Annotated in this window: 13 protein-coding genes; 4 read left to right on the top strand and 9 right to left on the bottom strand. The window is 61.8% G+C overall.

What is annotated here, in order from left to right:
• Positions 1–11 precede the first annotated feature (11 nt).
• From BMX59_RS17825 to BMX59_RS17815, 3 genes are all read right to left on the bottom strand, one after another.
• Positions 12–911: a hydroxymethylglutaryl-CoA lyase gene (locus BMX59_RS17825; RefSeq protein WP_093124051.1), complete on the bottom strand. Its 900-nt coding sequence runs from the start codon at positions 909–911 to the stop codon at positions 12–14.
• Between the two features lie 16 nt (positions 912–927).
• Positions 928–1,320 (bottom strand): MerR family transcriptional regulator, encoded by a 393-nt coding sequence (locus BMX59_RS17820; protein ID WP_071491993.1) that lies wholly within the window; start codon positions 1,318–1,320, stop codon positions 928–930.
• A gap of 113 nt (positions 1,321–1,433) precedes the next feature.
• On the bottom strand, positions 1,434–2,369 hold the full coding sequence (locus BMX59_RS17815; RefSeq protein WP_071491992.1) for a LysR family transcriptional regulator: 936 nt from the start codon (positions 2,367–2,369) through the stop codon (positions 1,434–1,436).
• Between the two features lie 151 nt (positions 2,370–2,520).
• Between BMX59_RS17815 and BMX59_RS17810 the strand changes: the two genes are divergently transcribed.
• Positions 2,521–3,750 (top strand): acyl-CoA dehydrogenase, encoded by a 1,230-nt coding sequence (locus BMX59_RS17810; RefSeq protein WP_028616890.1) that lies wholly within the window; start codon positions 2,521–2,523, stop codon positions 3,748–3,750.
• Positions 3,751–3,871: 121 nt separating this feature from the next.
• On the opposite strand, the gene BMX59_RS17805 is transcribed toward BMX59_RS17810, so the two are convergent.
• Positions 3,872–5,203 (bottom strand): substrate-binding domain-containing protein, encoded by a 1,332-nt coding sequence (locus BMX59_RS17805; RefSeq protein WP_093124046.1) that lies wholly within the window; start codon positions 5,201–5,203, stop codon positions 3,872–3,874.
• A gap of 121 nt (positions 5,204–5,324) precedes the next feature.
• Positions 5,325–6,137, bottom strand: coding sequence for an exodeoxyribonuclease III (gene xthA, locus BMX59_RS17800; protein ID WP_093124042.1), 813 nt, complete (start codon positions 6,135–6,137; stop codon positions 5,325–5,327).
• Positions 6,138–6,305: 168 nt separating this feature from the next.
• Between xthA and BMX59_RS17795 the strand changes: the two genes are divergently transcribed.
• From BMX59_RS17795 to BMX59_RS17785, 3 genes are all read left to right on the top strand, one after another.
• Positions 6,306–6,956, top strand: a complete 651-nt coding sequence (locus BMX59_RS17795; RefSeq protein ID WP_093124038.1) for a GNAT family N-acetyltransferase — start codon at positions 6,306–6,308, stop codon at positions 6,954–6,956.
• A 64-nt stretch (positions 6,957–7,020) separates the two neighbouring features.
• The gene (locus BMX59_RS17790; protein ID WP_092244878.1) at positions 7,021–8,748 is read left to right on the top strand and encodes an autotransporter assembly complex protein TamA; all 1,728 of its coding nucleotides are present in this window, start codon (positions 7,021–7,023) and stop codon (positions 8,746–8,748) included.
• A complete protein-coding gene (locus tag BMX59_RS17785) occupies positions 8,748–12,419 on the top strand; it encodes a translocation/assembly module TamB domain-containing protein (RefSeq protein ID WP_093124032.1) in 3,672 nt (1,223 codons plus the stop codon). Before BMX59_RS17790 ends, BMX59_RS17785 begins: the two co-directional genes overlap by 1 nt.
• A 69-nt stretch (positions 12,420–12,488) precedes the next feature.
• On the opposite strand, the gene BMX59_RS17780 is transcribed toward BMX59_RS17785, so the two are convergent.
• From BMX59_RS17780 to BMX59_RS17765, 4 genes are all read right to left on the bottom strand, one after another.
• Complete coding sequence (locus BMX59_RS17780; protein WP_093124028.1) at positions 12,489–14,969, bottom strand: fimbria/pilus outer membrane usher protein; 2,481 nt, start codon at positions 14,967–14,969, stop codon at positions 12,489–12,491.
• 85 nt (positions 14,970–15,054) lie between these two features.
• The gene (locus BMX59_RS17775) at positions 15,055–15,804 is read right to left on the bottom strand and encodes a fimbrial biogenesis chaperone (RefSeq protein WP_093124024.1); all 750 of its coding nucleotides are present in this window, start codon (positions 15,802–15,804) and stop codon (positions 15,055–15,057) included.
• Positions 15,805–15,864: 60 nt separating this feature from the next.
• Positions 15,865–16,455 carry a fimbrial protein gene (locus tag BMX59_RS17770; RefSeq protein ID WP_093124020.1) on the bottom strand — a complete coding sequence of 197 codons (591 nt, stop codon included), beginning with the start codon at positions 16,453–16,455 and terminating at the stop codon, positions 15,865–15,867.
• 84 nt (positions 16,456–16,539) lie between these two features.
• Positions 16,540–17,184 carry a response regulator gene (locus BMX59_RS17765; protein WP_093124016.1) on the bottom strand — a complete coding sequence of 215 codons (645 nt, stop codon included), beginning with the start codon at positions 17,182–17,184 and terminating at the stop codon, positions 16,540–16,542.
• Between the last annotated feature and the right edge of the window lie 20 nt (positions 17,185–17,204).

The raw sequence follows: 17,204 nt of genomic DNA, 5'->3' as shown, positions 1-17,204 counted from the left end.
GGCTAAGCTACTCAACCGGCGTTACGCGCCTTGGCCACACGCGATCCTGTTGGCCGGCCCAGTACGCTGCTGATCTGCTGCCCCGCGCCAATCAATGCCTCAAGGTCGATACCGGTCTCGATGCCCAGGCCGTCGAGCAGGTACAACACGTCTTCGGTGGCGACGTTACCGCTGGCGCCCTTGGCATAGGGGCAGCCGCCGAGGCCCGCGATAGAGCTGTCGAACACCGTGATGCCTTCCAGCAGGCTGGCGTAGATATTCGCGATGGCCTGGCCATAGGTGTCATGGAAGTGCCCCGCCAGTTTGTCCCGTGGCACCTGCGCCCCGACCACCTCGAACAGCCGCCGCGTGGCGCCTGCCGTGCCGGTGCCGATGGTGTCGCCCAGAGACACCTCGTAGCAGCCCATGGCATACAGCTCCCGCGCCACCGCCGCGACCTGTTCCGGCGCGATCTCGCCTTCATACGGGCACCCCAGCACGCAGGACACATAGCCCCGCACGCTGACCCCATGCTGTTTGGCCGCCGTCATGATCGGCGCGAAGCGCTCCAGGCTTTCACTGATGGAGCAATTGATATTGCGCTGGGAAAACGCCTCGGACGCAGCGGCAAACACCGCCACTTCCTTAACGCCAGCCGCCAGCGCGTCCTCAAACCCGCGCAGGTTCGGCGCCAGCGCACCATAAGTCACACCGGGCTTGCGCTGGATCTGCGCAAATACCTCGGCGGAACCGGCCATTTGCGGCACCCACTTGGGCGAGACAAAACTGCCGACCTCGATATAGCGCAAGCCGGCAGCGCTGAGGGCGTCCACCAAGCGGACCTTGTCCGCCACGCTGATGGGTTGGGCTTCGTTCTGCAAACCATCGCGCGGGCCGACTTCCACCAGGCGCACGTGTGAGGGGAGGGACATGGCAATTACCTTCTGATCAGTGGTCGGCCTGGCGCAGGGTGTGGGCCAGGGCCTGGGTGCAGCGCTCTTCGGCGGTGTCCAGTTCCAGCTTCATCTGTTCGATGTCCAGCAGTTGCTGTTCCAGCTGCTCACGGCGCTCGGCGATTTTTGCCAGCATGCTGTTGAGTTGCACGTGGTTGCCACTGGTGGGGTCGTAGAGTTCGATCAGCTCGCGGCATTCGGCCAGGGAAAAACCGATGCGCTTGCCCCGCAGGATCAGTTTGAGGCTGACCTTGTCGCGCGCCGAGTAGATGCGCTCCTGGCCCCGGCGTTCCGGGGCCAGCAGGCCTTGTTCTTCGTAGAAGCGAATGGCGCGGGTGGTGATGTCGAGCTCGCGGGCGAGGTCGGAGATGCTGTAAGTCGTGCTCATGGGGGCGCTCAAGGAGGTCTTGGCGTTAAGCTACTGGCAGGTTGACGTAAACGTCAAGGGTCGCTGCGCGACCCCTCGAGGGCAAGCCCCCTCCCACAGGACGCTCGCCAACCTCACGCCTGTTGTTTATCCAGCTTCTTCTCATGGGCCGTGACCTGCTGGCACAACTCGATCATCTGCTCGCGCATCCAGCGGTTGGCCGGGTCCTGGTCGGTGCTTTCGTGCCAGTACAGATGGGTTTCCACCGGCGGTACGTCGTTGACCGGCAGGTTGAACCAGTGCAGTTCATGGCGGCGGGCGAAGCGCTCGGGCACGGTCATGACCATGTCGGTCTGCTGCAGCACCTGCGAGGCCATCAGGTAATGCTGGGAGCGCAGGGCGATCTTGCGCTGGATGCCCATCTTGCCCAGGGCCAGGTCCACATGACCCAGACCGTTGCGCCGGCTGGAAATATGGATGTGGGTCAGCGACAGGTAGTCATCCAGCGTGAGCTTGTCCTTGCCGGCCAGCGGATGCCCCTTGCGCATGGCACACACGTAGCGGTCTTCCATCAGCTTGACGTGGCGAACCTGCGGGTCGGTGTTGAGCGGCGCATCCACGGCAAAATCCAGGCGCCCGGCGGCCAGTTCCTTGGTGGTTTCGCGGCGCTTGGACAGGAAACTCTCGATCACCACCGTGGGCGCCAGGCGACGCAGGCGCTGGAACAGCAGCGGCAGGATAACCGCCTCGGTGAGGTCGGTCATGCTGATGCGGTAGGTCTTGGCCGCCTGTTGCGGGTTGAAGATGCGGCTTTCCTGCACTGATACCCGCAGCAACGACAGCGCATTGCGCACCGGGCCGATGATGTTCTGTGCCATCGGCGTCGGCACCATGCCCTGGGCGGTGCGCACGAACAGCGGGTCGTTGAAGGTCTCACGCAGGCGCGCCAGCGCATTGGACACCGCCGGCTGGGTGATGCCGACAATCTGCCCGGCGCGGGTCAGGTTGGCTTCGGTGTAGATCGCGTCAAAGACGATAAACAGGTTGAGGTCGACCTTGCTCAGATTCATTTCGCAGCGCTCTTATTGTTAGGTGGCCATACGTCGATCATATATCGGTGATGAATGTTAATACACGCCGAGAATAGGCTAGGTAAATTATCAACGCTGTTCTAGCATCGATTGCATGACCTAAACAACCTCTCAGAGAAGGGAGCTGCTCATGGATTTCGCCTATTCGCCCAAGGTTCAGGAACTGCGTGAACGCGTCACTGCGTTCATGGACGCTTACGTTTACCCGGCGGAGCCGGTGTTCGAACGCCAGGTCAGCGAAGGCGACCGCTGGCAGCCCACCGCAATCATGGAGGAGTTGAAAGCCAAGGCGAAGGCCGAAGGCCTGTGGAACCTGTTCCTGCCCGAATCCGAACTGGGCGCCGGCCTCACCAACCTCGAATACGCGCCACTGGCCGAAATCATGGGGCGCTCCCTGCTGGGCCCGGAGCCGTTCAACTGTTCCGCCCCCGACACCGGCAATATGGAAGTGCTGGTGCGCTACGCCAACGAAGAACAGAAGCAACGTTGGTTGGAGCCCTTGCTGCGTGGTGAGATCCGCTCAGCCTTCGCCATGACCGAGCCGGACGTCGCTTCCTCGGACGCCACCAACATGGCCGCCCGCGCCGAGCGCCAGGGCGACGAATGGGTGATCAACGGCAAGAAATGGTGGACCTCCGGGGCCTGCGATCCGCGCTGCAAGATCCTGATCTTCATGGGCCTGAGCAACCCGGATGCGCCACGCCACCAGCAGCACTCGATGATCCTGGTGCCAGTGGACACCCCGGGTGTGAAAATCGTGCGCCCGCTGCCGGTGTTCGGCTACGACGACGCGCCCCATGGTCACGCCGAGGTACTCTTCGACAACGTCCGTGTGCCCTATGAAAATGTTCTGCTCGGCGAAGGCCGGGGTTTCGAAATCGCCCAGGGCCGCCTCGGTCCAGGCCGTATCCACCACTGCATGCGCTCCATCGGCATGGCTGAGCGTGCGTTGGAGTTGATGTGCAAACGCTCCGTCAGCCGGACCGCGTTCGGCAAGCCGCTGGCCCGGTTGGGTGGCAATATCGACAAGATTGCCGACTCACGCATGGAGATCGACATGGCGCGCCTGCTGACCCTGAAAGCGGCGTACATGATGGACACCGTGGGCAACAAAGTGGCAAAGAGTGAAATCGCCCAGATCAAGGTGGTGGCGCCGAACGTGGCCTTGAAGGTGATCGACCGCGCAATCCAGATTCACGGCGGCGCCGGCGTTTCCAACGACTTCCCGCTGGCCTACATGTACGCCATGCAACGTACCTTGCGCCTGGCCGATGGCCCGGATGAAGTGCACCGGGCGGCCATCGGCAAGTTCGAGATTGGCAAGTACGTGCCTAAAGAGCTGATGCGCAGCGGGCAGTAACACCGCGTCGCCTGCATCGGGGGCAAGCCCCCTCCCACACTTGGATGTGTTCACAGATCAAAATGTGGGAGGGGGCTTGCCCCCGATGAGGCCGGATCAGGCAATGAAGCTCCATCAGCCCTCAGTAAACCCAAACCTCCACCCGCCGATTCTTGATCCGGCCTTCATCCGCCGTATTCGCCGCCACCGGCATCTGCGCACCCAACCCACGGATATCGCGCAGCACCACGGCGTTCTTCACCAACTCCCGACGCACCGCCATCGCCCGCAACTTTGACAGTAACGCGGCGCGCTGCGGGTCATCCTTGGCATCGCCAAAGCCCACCAGCGTCACCTGCTTATCCAGCTTGTCGTGGCTCTTCAGATACGCCACCACCCTTTGCAGATCCTGGCGCGCCTTGTTGTCCAGGCTGGCGCTGCCTTCTTCAAAGCGAAAATTCACCGTCAGGCGCTGGGCGTCGCGGGCGATACCCTGATAATCATCGGGCATCGACGGGCGCGGTTGCACGGCGATCGCCTGCACCTGCTGCGCAATAAACCCGTTTGCGGCCACAATCGCCTGGCCCTTGGCGCTCTGGGTAAAGTCCACCAGCGCCTTGGCCCACGGGTTATGCCCGGACGGCGGAAGGTAGAAAAACAACCGGCGTGACAGCGGGTAATCCTCGGTAGCAATCAGGCTGTTGAGCGCCAGCATGGGCTGTGAATCACCATCCACAATCGCCACGGCCTTGGCCTGGCGTACGTAGGGCAGGCCGATAAAGCCGATACCCTGCGGGTCGTGGCTGACCGCGTCGGACAGCTGCTCGCTGGACTCGAAACGCTTGGCACCCGAGGCAAGCGGCTTGCCACGCAGACGCAATACCAGTTCCTTGAACGTGTCGTAGGTGCCGGATTGATCATCCCGTGCGTACACATGAATGGGGCCGCCCACTCCACCCAGCGCCTCCCAGGTACTGACCTCACCATTGAAAATCTGCGCCAGTTGCTCGGTATTCAGTGTGTTCAACGGGTTCTGCGGGTGGAGGATGATCGCCAGGCCGTCGATGGCAATCACTTGTTCGGCTTCAGGGCTTTTCAGGTCGCCCAGGGGTTCAAGGTCGACCAGTTCACTGTCCTTGATCGGGCGAGACGAGGCGGCGAGATCGGCGCTGGCTTTTTTCAGCGCCGTGAACCCGGTGCTCGATCCGTGGGCCGCGACCTCGATGGTCACGGTCTTGCCTTGGCGCGTCTTGCCGATCACACGCTGTTCATTGACGCCTTCGCCCGGTTCGCTGTGCACCGCCTGCAAGCCCTGATGCTCCATCAGCCCCTTGGCCAGTGCCGGACCCAACGCCGCGCCAATGGTATTGGAGCCCTGGATACGCAGTGCCGGGCCTTGATCAGGAAGGGGCAGGGGAGCGGATACGGCGAAGAGGGGAAAAACGGTCAGCAGTAACAGAACGCGCAGCCTCATGCCGGCACCTTCTCAAGCCAAAGGGAGTGCCGCGAGAATAAGACAGGCAGGTTGCATAAATGTGACGGGTGCGCCGCAAGGCTGAATGTGGGAGGGGCAAGCCCACTCCCACTTTTTGCGATCAGCTCAGTTCCAGCCAGATCGGCGCATGGTCCGAAGGCTTCTCCAGCCCACGCAGCTCGTAATCCACCCCGGCATCCTTGACCCGCGAAAGCAGGCCATTGGAGGCCAGGATCACGTCAATGCGCAGCCCACGCTTGGGCTCGTCTTCAAAGCCCCGGCTGCGGTAGTCGAACCAGCTGAAGCGGTCGGCCACGTCCGGGTTGAGGTGGCGGAAGCTGTCCACCAGGCCCCAGTTTTTCAGGCGAGCCATCCATTCGCGCTCTTCCGGCAGGAAGCTGCATTTGCCGGTCTTGAGCCAACGCTTGGCGTTGTCGGCACCGATGCCGATGTCGCAGTCTTCCGGGGAAATGTTTACGTCGCCCATCACCACCAGCGCCTGGTCGTTGCTGAACTGGCTTTCCAGCAGCTGCTGCAGGTCTTCATAGAAGCGCTGCTTGGCCGGGAACTTGGTCGGGTGGTCGCGGCTTTCGCCCTGGGGGAAGTAGCCGTTCATGATGGTGACCGGGTGGCCGTTCGCGTCGGCGAAGGTGCCCCAGATAAAGCGACGCTGGGCGTCCTCTTCGTCACTGGCAAAGCCTTTGTGCACGCTCAGGGCTTCCTTGCGCGAGAGCAGCGCCACCCCGTAGTGGCCTTTTTGCCCATGGTAGTACACGTGATAGCCAAGGGCCTGCACTTCGGCCAGCGGGAATTGGTCATCGTGGACTTTGGTTTCCTGCAAGCCGATCACGTCGGGCTGGTGCTTTTCAATCAGCGCCGCCAACTGATGAGGGCGGGCGCGCAGCCCGTTGATATTGAAGGAGACGATTTTCATGGTCGGCAGTCCAGTCTGGCAAAAGGGCGATGCTAGCGGACAAGTCGGACGGGGGCCAGCGTGGCGGTAGGGCACATGCACTGCTAATGTCTGGGAACGACTCGTGCTGTGTAGGTTCGTACCCATAAGAACGCTGCCTTTTGAGCCGCGCCCAGGGAGATTGACGGTATGCCGGACACTACAACTGCAATTGCTGAAATTCGCCTGCTCAACAGCGGTTACTCCCGCGAGGCCCGGTCCCTGTTGTACCAGGCCTATCGGCATGAGCCGACCTTCGCCTACATCTTCGAAGCCGAGCGCCCCGGTTATGAACAACGGGTGCGCGCCACCGTGCGCGAGTTGGTCAAGCAGCACTTCTTTCAGAAACTGCCGGCCATCGGCCTGTTCGTCAACGACCGGCTGATCGGCATCGCCCTGATCGCGCCACCGCAGCGGCGCCTGGGCATCACCGAAAGCTGGGCCTGGCAACTGCGCATGTGGCTGAGCACCGGCGTGCGCGGTACACGGCGTTACCTCGACTACCATCACGCGGTGCTGGCGTGCCTGCCCGGTGAGTCGGTACATGTACTGCCGTTGCTGGGCATTCACCCGCAGTTCCAGGGTAAGCATTACGGCGAGCAGTTGCTGGAAGCCGTGCACAATTGGTGTGCCGAAGACCCGCATTCATCCGGTGTGGTGCTGGACACTGGGAATTCACGTTACCTGGAGTTCTATAAGCGTCAGGGCTACGAGGAAATCGGTGAAGTGGCGGTAGGCCCGATCCTGGAACATGTGTTTTTCCATCCCAATCCGCAGTCGTTACATGCTGCAACGGCTTAATACAGAATTATTCAGATAAATCCGAGTTCAAAGAGTCTCCCTTGCTCGTGTAGCATCCGCGCCTATGAAGTTTCCAGGAAGATTTACCAGCGGCTTGATTCTGCTGTTCACAAGCTGCGGCGCGTTGGCGCAAAGCGAACTGGACGTGCGGATCAAGCCTTCGAACGACGCGTTGAAAGCCAACATCGAAGGCTATATCGGCGGGGTGGGCGATCGTGATGAAGAGGCCCTGCTGCGGTTCAGCCGTGGCGCCGAGGAGCAGGCGCGCAAAGCTGCCCAGGCCCTTGGCTTCTATCAGCCACAGATCGACAGTGAAGTGAAGGGCGGCAAGAACCCGCGCCTGATCCTCACCATCGACCCCGGCGAACCGGTGCATTTGCGCAACGTGACCATTCGGGTCGACGGCCCCGCCGCAGACCTCAAGACCTTTCGCGTGCCCGTCAGCAACGACCTCAAGGCCGGCGCTGTGCTCAACCACGGCCATTACGAAGACGCCAAGCGCCTGATCCAGAACCAGGCTTCGCGCTACGGCTTTTTCAGCGGGCGCTTCACAAGCCAGAAACTCGCGGTAGACCCGAAGGCCGGTGTCGCCGATATCGAACTCATCTACGACAGCGGCCCGCGCTACACATTGGGCAAAGTCAGCTTCGCCGGCGACACGCCGTTTGACGAAGAGCTGCTGCAACGCATGGTGCCGTTCAAAAGCGGCACGCCCTACGATTCCGAACTGATCGCCGAACTCAACCAGAACCTGCAAGCCAGTGGCTTTTTTGAAGGCGTGCGCGTGGACGCCGCCCCTGCCGCGTCGACCAATGACATCATCCCGGTGGCCGTGCGCCTGGAGACTCGCAAGCCGCGCACCATGGGGCTGGGCCTGGGGTTTTCCACTGACGTCGGCCCGCGTGGCAAAGCCAACTGGACCCGCCACTGGGTCAACCCCCAGGGCCACAGCTATGGTTGGGAAGCCGAGCTGTCGGCGCCGCGGCAGAACGTCGGCCTGTGGTACGACATACCGCTGGACCCACCGCTCACCGATAAACTGCGCTTTGCCGGTGGCTATCAGAACGAAGAAATCGCCAATACCGACACCCTGAGTAAATTGCTCACCGTGGGCCCCGAGTGGCACAGCAAGTTGCCCAGCGGCTGGACCCGGGTGATTTCGCTCAAGTATCAGCGTGAAGAATATCGCCTGGGCAATGACTCCGGCCTGAGCAACCTGGTGATGCCGGGCGTCAGCTATTCCTATCTGCGCAGCGACAACCGCATCGACCCGCACAACGGCTACCGTCTGCAATTCGACACCAAAGTCGCCAAGGAAGGCCTGGGCTCCGATACCAACCTGCTTTACGGCACCGCCATGGTCAAAGGCCTGACCACGCTGTGGGACAACCATCGCTTCCTGGCCCGTGCGCAGGTGGGCGGCAGTGCCACCAACGGCTACAAATCGGTGCCGCCATCGCTGCGTTTCTTTGCCGGTGGCGACCAGAGCGTACGGGGCTATGAGTACCAGACACTGTCGCCGGAGAACGACCGGGGCGATCGCATCGGTGGCCGCTACATGGTGGCCCTGAGCGCCGAGTATCAATATTCCATCGCCGAGAAATGGCGGATCGCGACCTTCGTCGACCAGGGCAACTCGTTCAATACCCTGGAAATGCCCAGCCTTAAAACCGGCGTTGGCGTCGGTATCCGCTGGGTGTCGCCGGTCGGCCCGATCCGCCTGGACCTGGCCCATGCCCTGGAAGACCCGGGCGGCATTCGATTGCACTTTTCCATGGGGCCTGAGCTGTGATGCGTGGTGTGAAAATAGCGGGGTTGGCCGTGGTGGCGAGCCTTGCCGTGTTGTTGCTGGCAGTGTGGGCGCTGCTGGGCACCCAGGCGGGCAGCCGCTGGGCCTTGGCCCGCGTGCCGGGTTTGAGTGTCGACAATTTCCAGGGGCATCTGGGCGGCCAATGGAGCGCCGACCATTTGCTGTGGCAGCAGGACAGCAGCCGTATCGAACTCCAGGCGCCCAAGCTGGATTGGTCGCCGGCCTGCCTGTTGCGCCTGACCTTGTGCATCGACCGCTTGGACGTGGAACAGGTCAGCCTGCAATTTCCACCGAGCGCCGAAGAAAGCAGCGGCCCCATCGCACTGCCTGACTTGAAGCTACCCGTGGCCATCCAGTTGGGCGACGTTCGCGTCGGCAGCCTGCTGTTCAACGGCAGCGAAGAGCTCAAGGGCCTGCAACTGGCTGCGCATTGGACCGCCGCGGGCATGCAGATTGATTCGGTGCATTTGCAACGCGATGGCCTGGTGCTGGACCTTTCCGGCTTGCTGCAACCCACCGGTGACTGGCCGTTGAGCGCCAGCGGTAACCTTAGCCTGCCCTATGCACCGGGCGGCGCACCCTGGACCGTTGCGCTCAAGCTAGACGGCGACCTGCTCAAGACCCTCAAGCTTGACGCCGACAGCACGGGCTATTTGCCGGCCAAGCTCACGGGAGAACTTCAACCCCTGGTGGAACACCTCCCAGCGCAATTACACATCACCGCCGACGGCTTCAAGCCTAGCGCCGAGCTGCCCGACACCCTGCAACTCAATCAACTCGACCTCACCGCCCAAGGTGATTTGAGCCGTGGCTACCAACTGCTGGGCAAAGCCGTGCTGCCGGCGGAAAAAGGCCCGGTGGACTTGCTGCTGCAAGGCAAGGTCGACGCCAAGGGCGCGCAGATCGCCGGCCTGGACCTGAATGCCGGTGACAAGCAAAGCCTCAAGCTCAGCGCCAATCTGGACTGGCAACAAGGCTTCAGCGCCGATGCCAAGGTCGACTGGCTGAACTTCCCCTGGCATCGCCTCTATCCGGTGATCGACGAGCCGCAAGTCACCCTGCGTACGTTCAATGGCGAGATTTCCTATAAAGACGGCAACTACCTGGGCAATCTCAAGGCCGACCTTGATGGCCCGGCGGGCAAGTTCAATGTGGTCACGCCGTTCAGTGGCGACCTCACGCAAATCTTCCTGCCCGAGCTGAAACTCACCGCCGGCCAGGGCAAGGCCGAGGGCCACCTGAACCTGCAATTTGCCGATGGCATTGCCTGGGACACGGCCCTCGACCTGTCGGCGCTGAACCCGGCGTACTGGGTCGCGGAACTGCCCGGCACCCTGGCCGGGCCGCTGCGCAGCAAGGGCGAGTTCAAGAACGAGCAACTCAAGCTCAATGCCGACCTCGACCTCAAGGGCCGCCTGCGCGGGCAAACCGCGGTGCTGGCGGCCAAGGCCGAAGGCGCGGGCGAGCAGTGGACCCTGGCCAACCTGGATATCCGCCTGGGCGACAACCGCATCAACGGCAGCGGCAGCCTGCAACAACGCCTGGCCGGGCAGATCGATATCAAGCTGGCGCGCCTGGCCCAGTTGTGGCCGCAGTTGCGCGGGCAGGTCAATGGCCGGCTCGACGTGGCCGGCAGCCTCAACGCGCCTCAGGGCAAACTCGCCCTCAAGGGCCAGCAACTGGCGTTTGCCGAGAACCGCCTGCAAAGCCTTACCCTCGATGCCAACCTGGATAACGCCCAGCGCGCCAAAATCGACCTCAAGGGTAGCGGTATCCAGGCCGGCGACACTCAGGTCGGCACCCTGACGGCCAGCGCCCAGGGCGATATCAAGCACCAGAAAGTCCAACTGGACCTGGCCGGCCCGTTGGTCAAGCTGGCCCTGGCATTGGACGGCAACCTCGACAAAGGCAAATGGCGCGGGCGCCTGGCCAGTGGTGGTGTACAGGCCGGTGGCCAGGACTGGAAACTGCAGGCGCCGGCAAAGATCGAGCGCATGGCCGATGGCAAGCTCACCTTTGCCGCGCACTGCTGGGTGTCCGGCCCCGCCAGCCTGTGCGGCGAAGACCAGCGCCTGATGCCCGAGCCGAAGCTGCGCTACCACCTCAAGCAATTCCCCATCGACAGCCTGGCGGCGTTCCTGCCCAAGGATTTTGCCTGGCAGGGCAAGCTCAATGCCGACCTGCAACTGGACCTCCCGGACAGCGGCCCCAAAGGCGTGGTCTCGGTGGACGCCAGTGGCGGCACCCTGCGCGTCAAGGACAAGGACCAGTGGCTGGATTTCCCGTACGACACCTTGAAGCTCGAAACCACCCTCAACCCCAAGCGCATCGACACGCAGCTCAACTTCCGTGGCGGCAAGTTGGGTGAATTGATGGTGCAGGCGCAACTCAACCCGTTGCCGAAGAACAAGCCGATCACCGGCAATTTCAACCTGGCCGGCCTTGACCTTTCCGTGGCGCGGCCGTTTGTGCCGATGGTGGAAACCCTTAGCGGCAAGCTCAATGGTAATGGCCGTATTTCCGGTGGTTTGCTGGCGCCCCAGGTCAACGGCAACGTCAACCTGGTGGGCGGCGAGATCTCCGGGCCGGAACTGCCCATCAGCCTGGAAGGCCTGAATGTGCAGGCGCTGATTGCCGGCGAAAGCGTGCAGCTCAACGGCGCCTGGCACAGTGGCAAGGCCGGGCAGGGCAGCCTCAAGGGTCAGGTCGACTGGGGCAAGGCGCTGGTGGTGGACCTCAGTTTGCAAGGCTCGCAGTTGCCGGTCACGGTCGAACCTTACGCCGTGTTGGAAGTGGCGCCCGACCTGAAAATCAGCCTGAAGAACGACAAGCTGGCCATCGCCGGCAACGTGCACATCCCACGTGGCGACATCACTGTGCGCGAGCTGCCGCCGTCGACGGTCAAGGTTTCCGATGACACGGTGATCATCGGCAGCCAGACCGAGGAGGGCAAACCACCGATGGCCATGGCGATGGATATCAACGTGGTGGTGGGCGAAGACAAGCTCAACTTCTCGGGCTTCGGCCTCACCGCCAAGGTCCAGGGCCAGGTGCACATCGGCGACAACCTCGACACCCGGGGCGAGCTATGGCTCAACGATGGCCGCTACCGCGCCTACGGCCAGAAGCTCGATGTGCGGCGTGCGCGGCTGTTGTTTGCCGGGCCGCTGGATCAGCCATTCCTGGATATCGAAGCGATTCGCAAGACGGGCGATGTGGTCGCCGGTATCCGCCTCAGTGGCAGCGCGGAACAGCCCACCACGCAAATCTTCTCCGAACCGGCCATGAGCCAGGAACAGGCGCTGTCCTACCTGGTGCTGGGGCGTCCGCTGAGCACCAGCGGTGAAGACAACAACATGCTGGCCCAGGCTGCGCTGGGCCTGGGTTTGATGGGCAGTGCCGGGGTCACCTCGGACCTGGCGAAGAACCTGGGCATCCAGGACTTCGAACTCGACACCCAGGGCAGCGGCAATAACACCGCCGTGGTGGCCAGCGGCAAGATCACCGAGAAACTCAGCCTGCGGTATGGGGTAGGCGTGTTCGAACCGGCCAGCACCATTGCCTTGCGCTACCTGTTGAGCAAGAAGGTGTACCTGGAAGTGGCGAGCGGCGTGGCCAGCTCCCTGGATATCTTCTACAAACGTGACTTCTAAGCCACACAGGGACAAAAATGTGGAAAGGGGCAAGACCCCTCCCACATTTGATCAGTGGCGTTGATGGATTTATGGCAAGCAGGTCAGGGTCGCCTGCTCATAGTTCAGCGCCTTATTGCGCTCGCCCAGCGTATACGGCGCCTGGCATTGCTGGTCACCCCACTTGATCACCAACGTACCGGCATCCTCTTCGATCAATGCCAATGCCTTGCCGCTAGGGTCGGACATCGCGATCTGCTTGCCCGCAACATTCTCCAGCGACGCACCAAACGGGATGGGCTGGTGATGCGTGTCGAACAGCGCAAACTGCACGCGCCGCCCGCTCTTGCTGGTATAGCGGGCCACCACCACGGCCCCACGACGAGGCACGACCTGCTGGGTGGCGTTATCGATTTCAATGTCAGCGCCCAGGTCACGGGTGTCCAGGCTGATCCAGTTCACCCGGTAAGGCTGCGCATTGGGGATCACTGCATAGCCGTTACGGCCGGTCTTTGCCCCGGAAAAGCTGCCGATCTTCACGCCCTGCACGCCCTCGACGTGCGCCAGCGCAAAGGTCTCGCCCACGGTCTGGCCCAGGTTGATACCGCCTGGGTGGGCCACCACCGACCCCGCCACGTTGAGGTTCTGCGCGCTGTACCCACGGCCCTGGCTGTAGCCGCCGCTGATGTCCATCAGCGAGGTGCGGGTACTGAGGTTGGCCGAGCCGGTGCTGCCGCCTGTGCTGCTGTTACCGCCTTGCAATGAGTAATAGGTGTCGCTGTTTTCGGTCAGGTAGCCGTTGACGCCCAGTTGCGTGGTGTCGCTGCCTTTCTGCGTGCTGGCCGACATAAAGGCCCTCGGCGCGCGGGGCTTTGAGCCCAGCGGAAAGGATACGGACAGGTTGATCAGCGTGTCGTTGTTCGACGCCCCGTAGTTGCCCACGTCCTTGGTATGCGTGGCGCTGAGGTTGTAGCTCACGTCGCCCCAGTAGTTGCTGTAGCCCGCCGACAGGCTTTGCGAACCGCCGCGTCCCCAGTAGCGCTGGTCGCTGGCATTTACGTACACACTGCCGAACTGCTGGTTGCGGCCCAGGCTCTGGTTGATGGTCAGGTCGGTGCGGGTCTTGGAGTTGCCGTTGCGTTTTTGGCCCTCATTGCTGAGTTCCTCGACGTGGTCGGCGAGGGTGCGATAGCCCTCGGTCGAATACCGATAGGCCGCCAGGGTGAAGTTGGTGTCGGTGCCGGTAAAGGTCTTGGCGTACAACGCGCGCGCGCTGTTGCCCGTGACGTGCTGGCCGAAGGTGCGGCTGACGGAGTGGGTCATGTCCAGCGATACCGCGCCGATCGACGTGTTGCGTCCAGCCCCCACGGACAACGCCTGGAAGTCCTGCGTGGCTTGTACGCCGACAATCCCCGACAGGTTGCTGCTGATGCCATAGGCCAGGGTGCTGCTGACAAATTGCGGTTTTTCTTGCCCGTCGTCATTGCTGTTGTACTGGCCGGCGGAGAGGCTGTATTTCAACTGGCCTTCACGCACCATGATCGGCAGGCTGGAAAATGCCTGCACCGTGACCCGGCGACGGCCGTCAGCCTCGATGACCGTCACTTCCAGGTCGCCGTTGGAGCCGCTGGGGTAAATGTCGCTGATCTCGAACGGGCCCGGCGGCACGTTGGCGGTGTAGAGGATGTAATTGTTCTGGCGGATTTCCACCGTGGCGCTCGATTGCGCAATGCCACGGATGATCGGCGCGTAGCCACGCTCGCTGTCGGCGCGCATGCCGTCGTCGGAGGCCAGCTTGAGACCGCGATAGCGCACGCTGTCGAACAGGTCGGTGTCCGAGAAAATATCCCCGGCACTGAACTGGCCCTTCAAGGCAGTCACGTCATGTTGCAGGTAGGTGCGGTTGCTCTTGAACGTACTGGGGCGGTCGGTGCTGCTGTTGAAGTTCGATTCGTTGCGCAGGCGCCACGCGCCCAGGTTGATGCCGTTGCGCAAGCCCAGGTTATTCGAGAGCGTGGTATCGGCGTCAGTACTGTTGCGGTTGCTGCTCAATTGGTAATTGATGAACGCCGCAGGCACGCCTTCGTCCCACAGCGCAGGGTCGACGTAGCCGCGCCGCCCACGCTCCATGGCGCGTTGAGGCACGCTGACCAGCAGGCGCAGGCGAGGTACGTCGTAGCGCACGCTGGCATGCTCGATCAAGGCAGGCAGGTCCAGGCAGGCATGCGGGTCGGTATCGACGAGCTTGCCGCTGGCCTGTAATGCGCCGATATCGACGCCCACTTGCTGCAGCATCTCCAGGGTCAGGCAGGCCTCGACCTTGCCGTTTTGCGGGTTGCGCTGAAAGTCGATATCGCGCCGACCAACCAGGGTTTCATTGCCGTACAGGTCAACCCGGTAAGTACCGGGCAGTACGCTGCTGCTGGCGAGCAGCGTGTGCAAATCGACGTCAGCCGCCGCACCTTGCAAAAACGAAGTATTGAATTGTTCGTCGCCATCGGCCTGGCACAATGAGGTGAAGCCCAGGGCAATCAATAACGGCGCCAATCCATCGCGCTTGAATAAAAACATGCAGGAACCCTATATCACCTCCGATACGAACTAACGGAGCGAAGAGAAATACAGTGAAAGTGCGGCTGCGCGAACGTCAGGCGCTTTATGGTGATTCTGTGTTCAAACTTGCTGATGTAGGCGCGCCGTTAACCAGTTGCGCGGAATAACGATCTTGCGCGCCATAGTCGTTAATGCTGCCGAATATCAAGCGTGACGGCTGGCTTGAATTAAGTTGTTTAAGATTGAACTCTTTTAGTTCGCCCGGCCCAATCATTAGCGAATCGAACGGGTGTTCACTGACAGCACCGGCTTGCAGGGTAATGTCGGCAATCGACACGTGATAAATCCCCGGGTTGGTGACCCGCAGCACGTGCTTGCCGTCGTGCTCGGCCAACTGCCAGAGCAGTTCGGTCGGTGCCAGGTAGGCGTTGTTTTTCAAGCCGGCGGGGCGAAAGAACACCTTGATGCGCTGGCGCACGGCAAGCTGCAAGGTGTTCTGGGTTTTCGAGGCCTGGGGGATTTCCTGCACGTTGAGCCACACCACCGATTCCCGGTCGGTGGGCAAGCCGGCGCCAGCATAAATTACCCGCAACAGCTGTTGCTCATTGGCCGTGACCCGCGCCAGCGGTGGGGTAACGGCAAACGGCACGGTGCCGGCAGCAGCGCTGTCGGTGTCGACCCAGGATTGGATCAGCACGTCTTCACCGTTGTTACGCACTGTGATACCGGCTTCTTTGTGTTGGCCATCGAACACCAGCCGTGTGCTGCTCAACGAAATGCCGGCCGTGGCCTGGCTGACCGCAAGCAGGCCCAGCAGGCCCGCGCAGAGGGACAGAGAATGACGAAATAACATGATGGCTACCACTACGTTCGAGAGGTGTGCGGGGCCCGAAGGCCCCGCGACGCTGGGGGGTTATTCGTATTGCAGGGTGAATGGCAGGGTGGCGTCGCCGCGACCCGCTACGACGGATGCAATGTCGGCCGTGGTGACATAGGCGGCCGAGAATTTCAGCGTGGTGTTGCTGTCCTGCAGGGTGTTTTCGATCTTCGCGGTGGTCGGCGAGCTCAGGTCGATCAGCGCGCCGTTGGCGTCAAGCAGCGCGATACCGACGTTCTTGGCTGAGCCCAGGCCGTCGATCAGCTTCAACACTTTGGTGCCGGCAACGATGCCCGAACCTGCGCCTTTGGTCGGTTCGAAGATCATCGCCACCTTGGTGCCGGCGTTGCAGCTGATCTTCATGTCGAAGTTCTCGGCGCTCAGAGTGCCGCTACCTTTTGGCGCGGTCGCGGTGCCCATGTCCTTGATGGACACTTCACCCATGTTGATCGAGATGGTTTTGTTCAGACCAGCGCCTTCAACGGAACAGGCATCATTGTTGATGCTGCCGGTGAAACTGATGGTGCCGCTGCCGGCTTTGGTTGGCGCGGTGGGTTCGCCGGCGGCGAATGCATTAACTGCGGCAAATACCGACAGAGCCAAGAGTGCGCGAGAGAACTGCTTCATGTTGTTTTTCCATGGTTGGGGTTAAAACAACACAATAAGGCGCAGGCCCTGAGTGGGACATCAGACGATCCCTAGAAGTGAACGTTAGTTAAACAAGTTGCGCTCTATGCAATAAGCCAATAAGTCCTGGTCGCTGCTGACCTCCAACTTGCGCATGGCCGCGACTTTTTGCGTGCTGATGGTTTTGGCGCTGCGGTTCAATCCACGGGCAATCTCATTGACGCTTTGCCCGGAGACAAACAGCCGCAGAATCTCATGCTCCTTGGGTGACAACCGGGTGAAGCGCTGGTCGAGGTCGAACGACTCCAGCACCGAGGTCGGCCGCGGCCCATTGCTGCGAATCGGGTTGCCGCGCGCGATGGCCTTGAGCGCAGCCTGGATCTCCACGTGCAGCTGGTTTTTCTGGATCACAGCGAGGACACCCAGTTCCTGCAACCGTGTGAGGATCAGTGGGTTGGAGATCATGGTCAGCACCAGCACGCGCACCCTGGGAAAGTGTCGTACCAGGTATTCCAACAGCTTCAGGCCATCGCCGTAGGGCGAGTCTGCCGGCATGTTGAAGTCGGTGATCACCAGATCCACCTCGGTGTTTTCCAGCAACGTCACCAGTTCGTTGGAGCACACGGCTTCGCCCACCACGCGAAAGCGCTCATCACGCTCGACCAGTTCCCGCACCCCGACCAGCACGATGGGGTGATCGTCTGCGATGACTACGTTGAGGGTTTCCATGGGTTTTTTATCCAGAGTGA

Source organism: Pseudomonas sp. NFR09 (genome assembly GCF_900111535.1).
GTDB classification, from domain to species: Bacteria; Pseudomonadota; Gammaproteobacteria; order Pseudomonadales; family Pseudomonadaceae; genus Aquipseudomonas; species Aquipseudomonas extremorientalis.
Note: the sequence above shows the minus strand (reverse complement) of the source record. Positions and strands in the feature narration are given on the sequence as shown.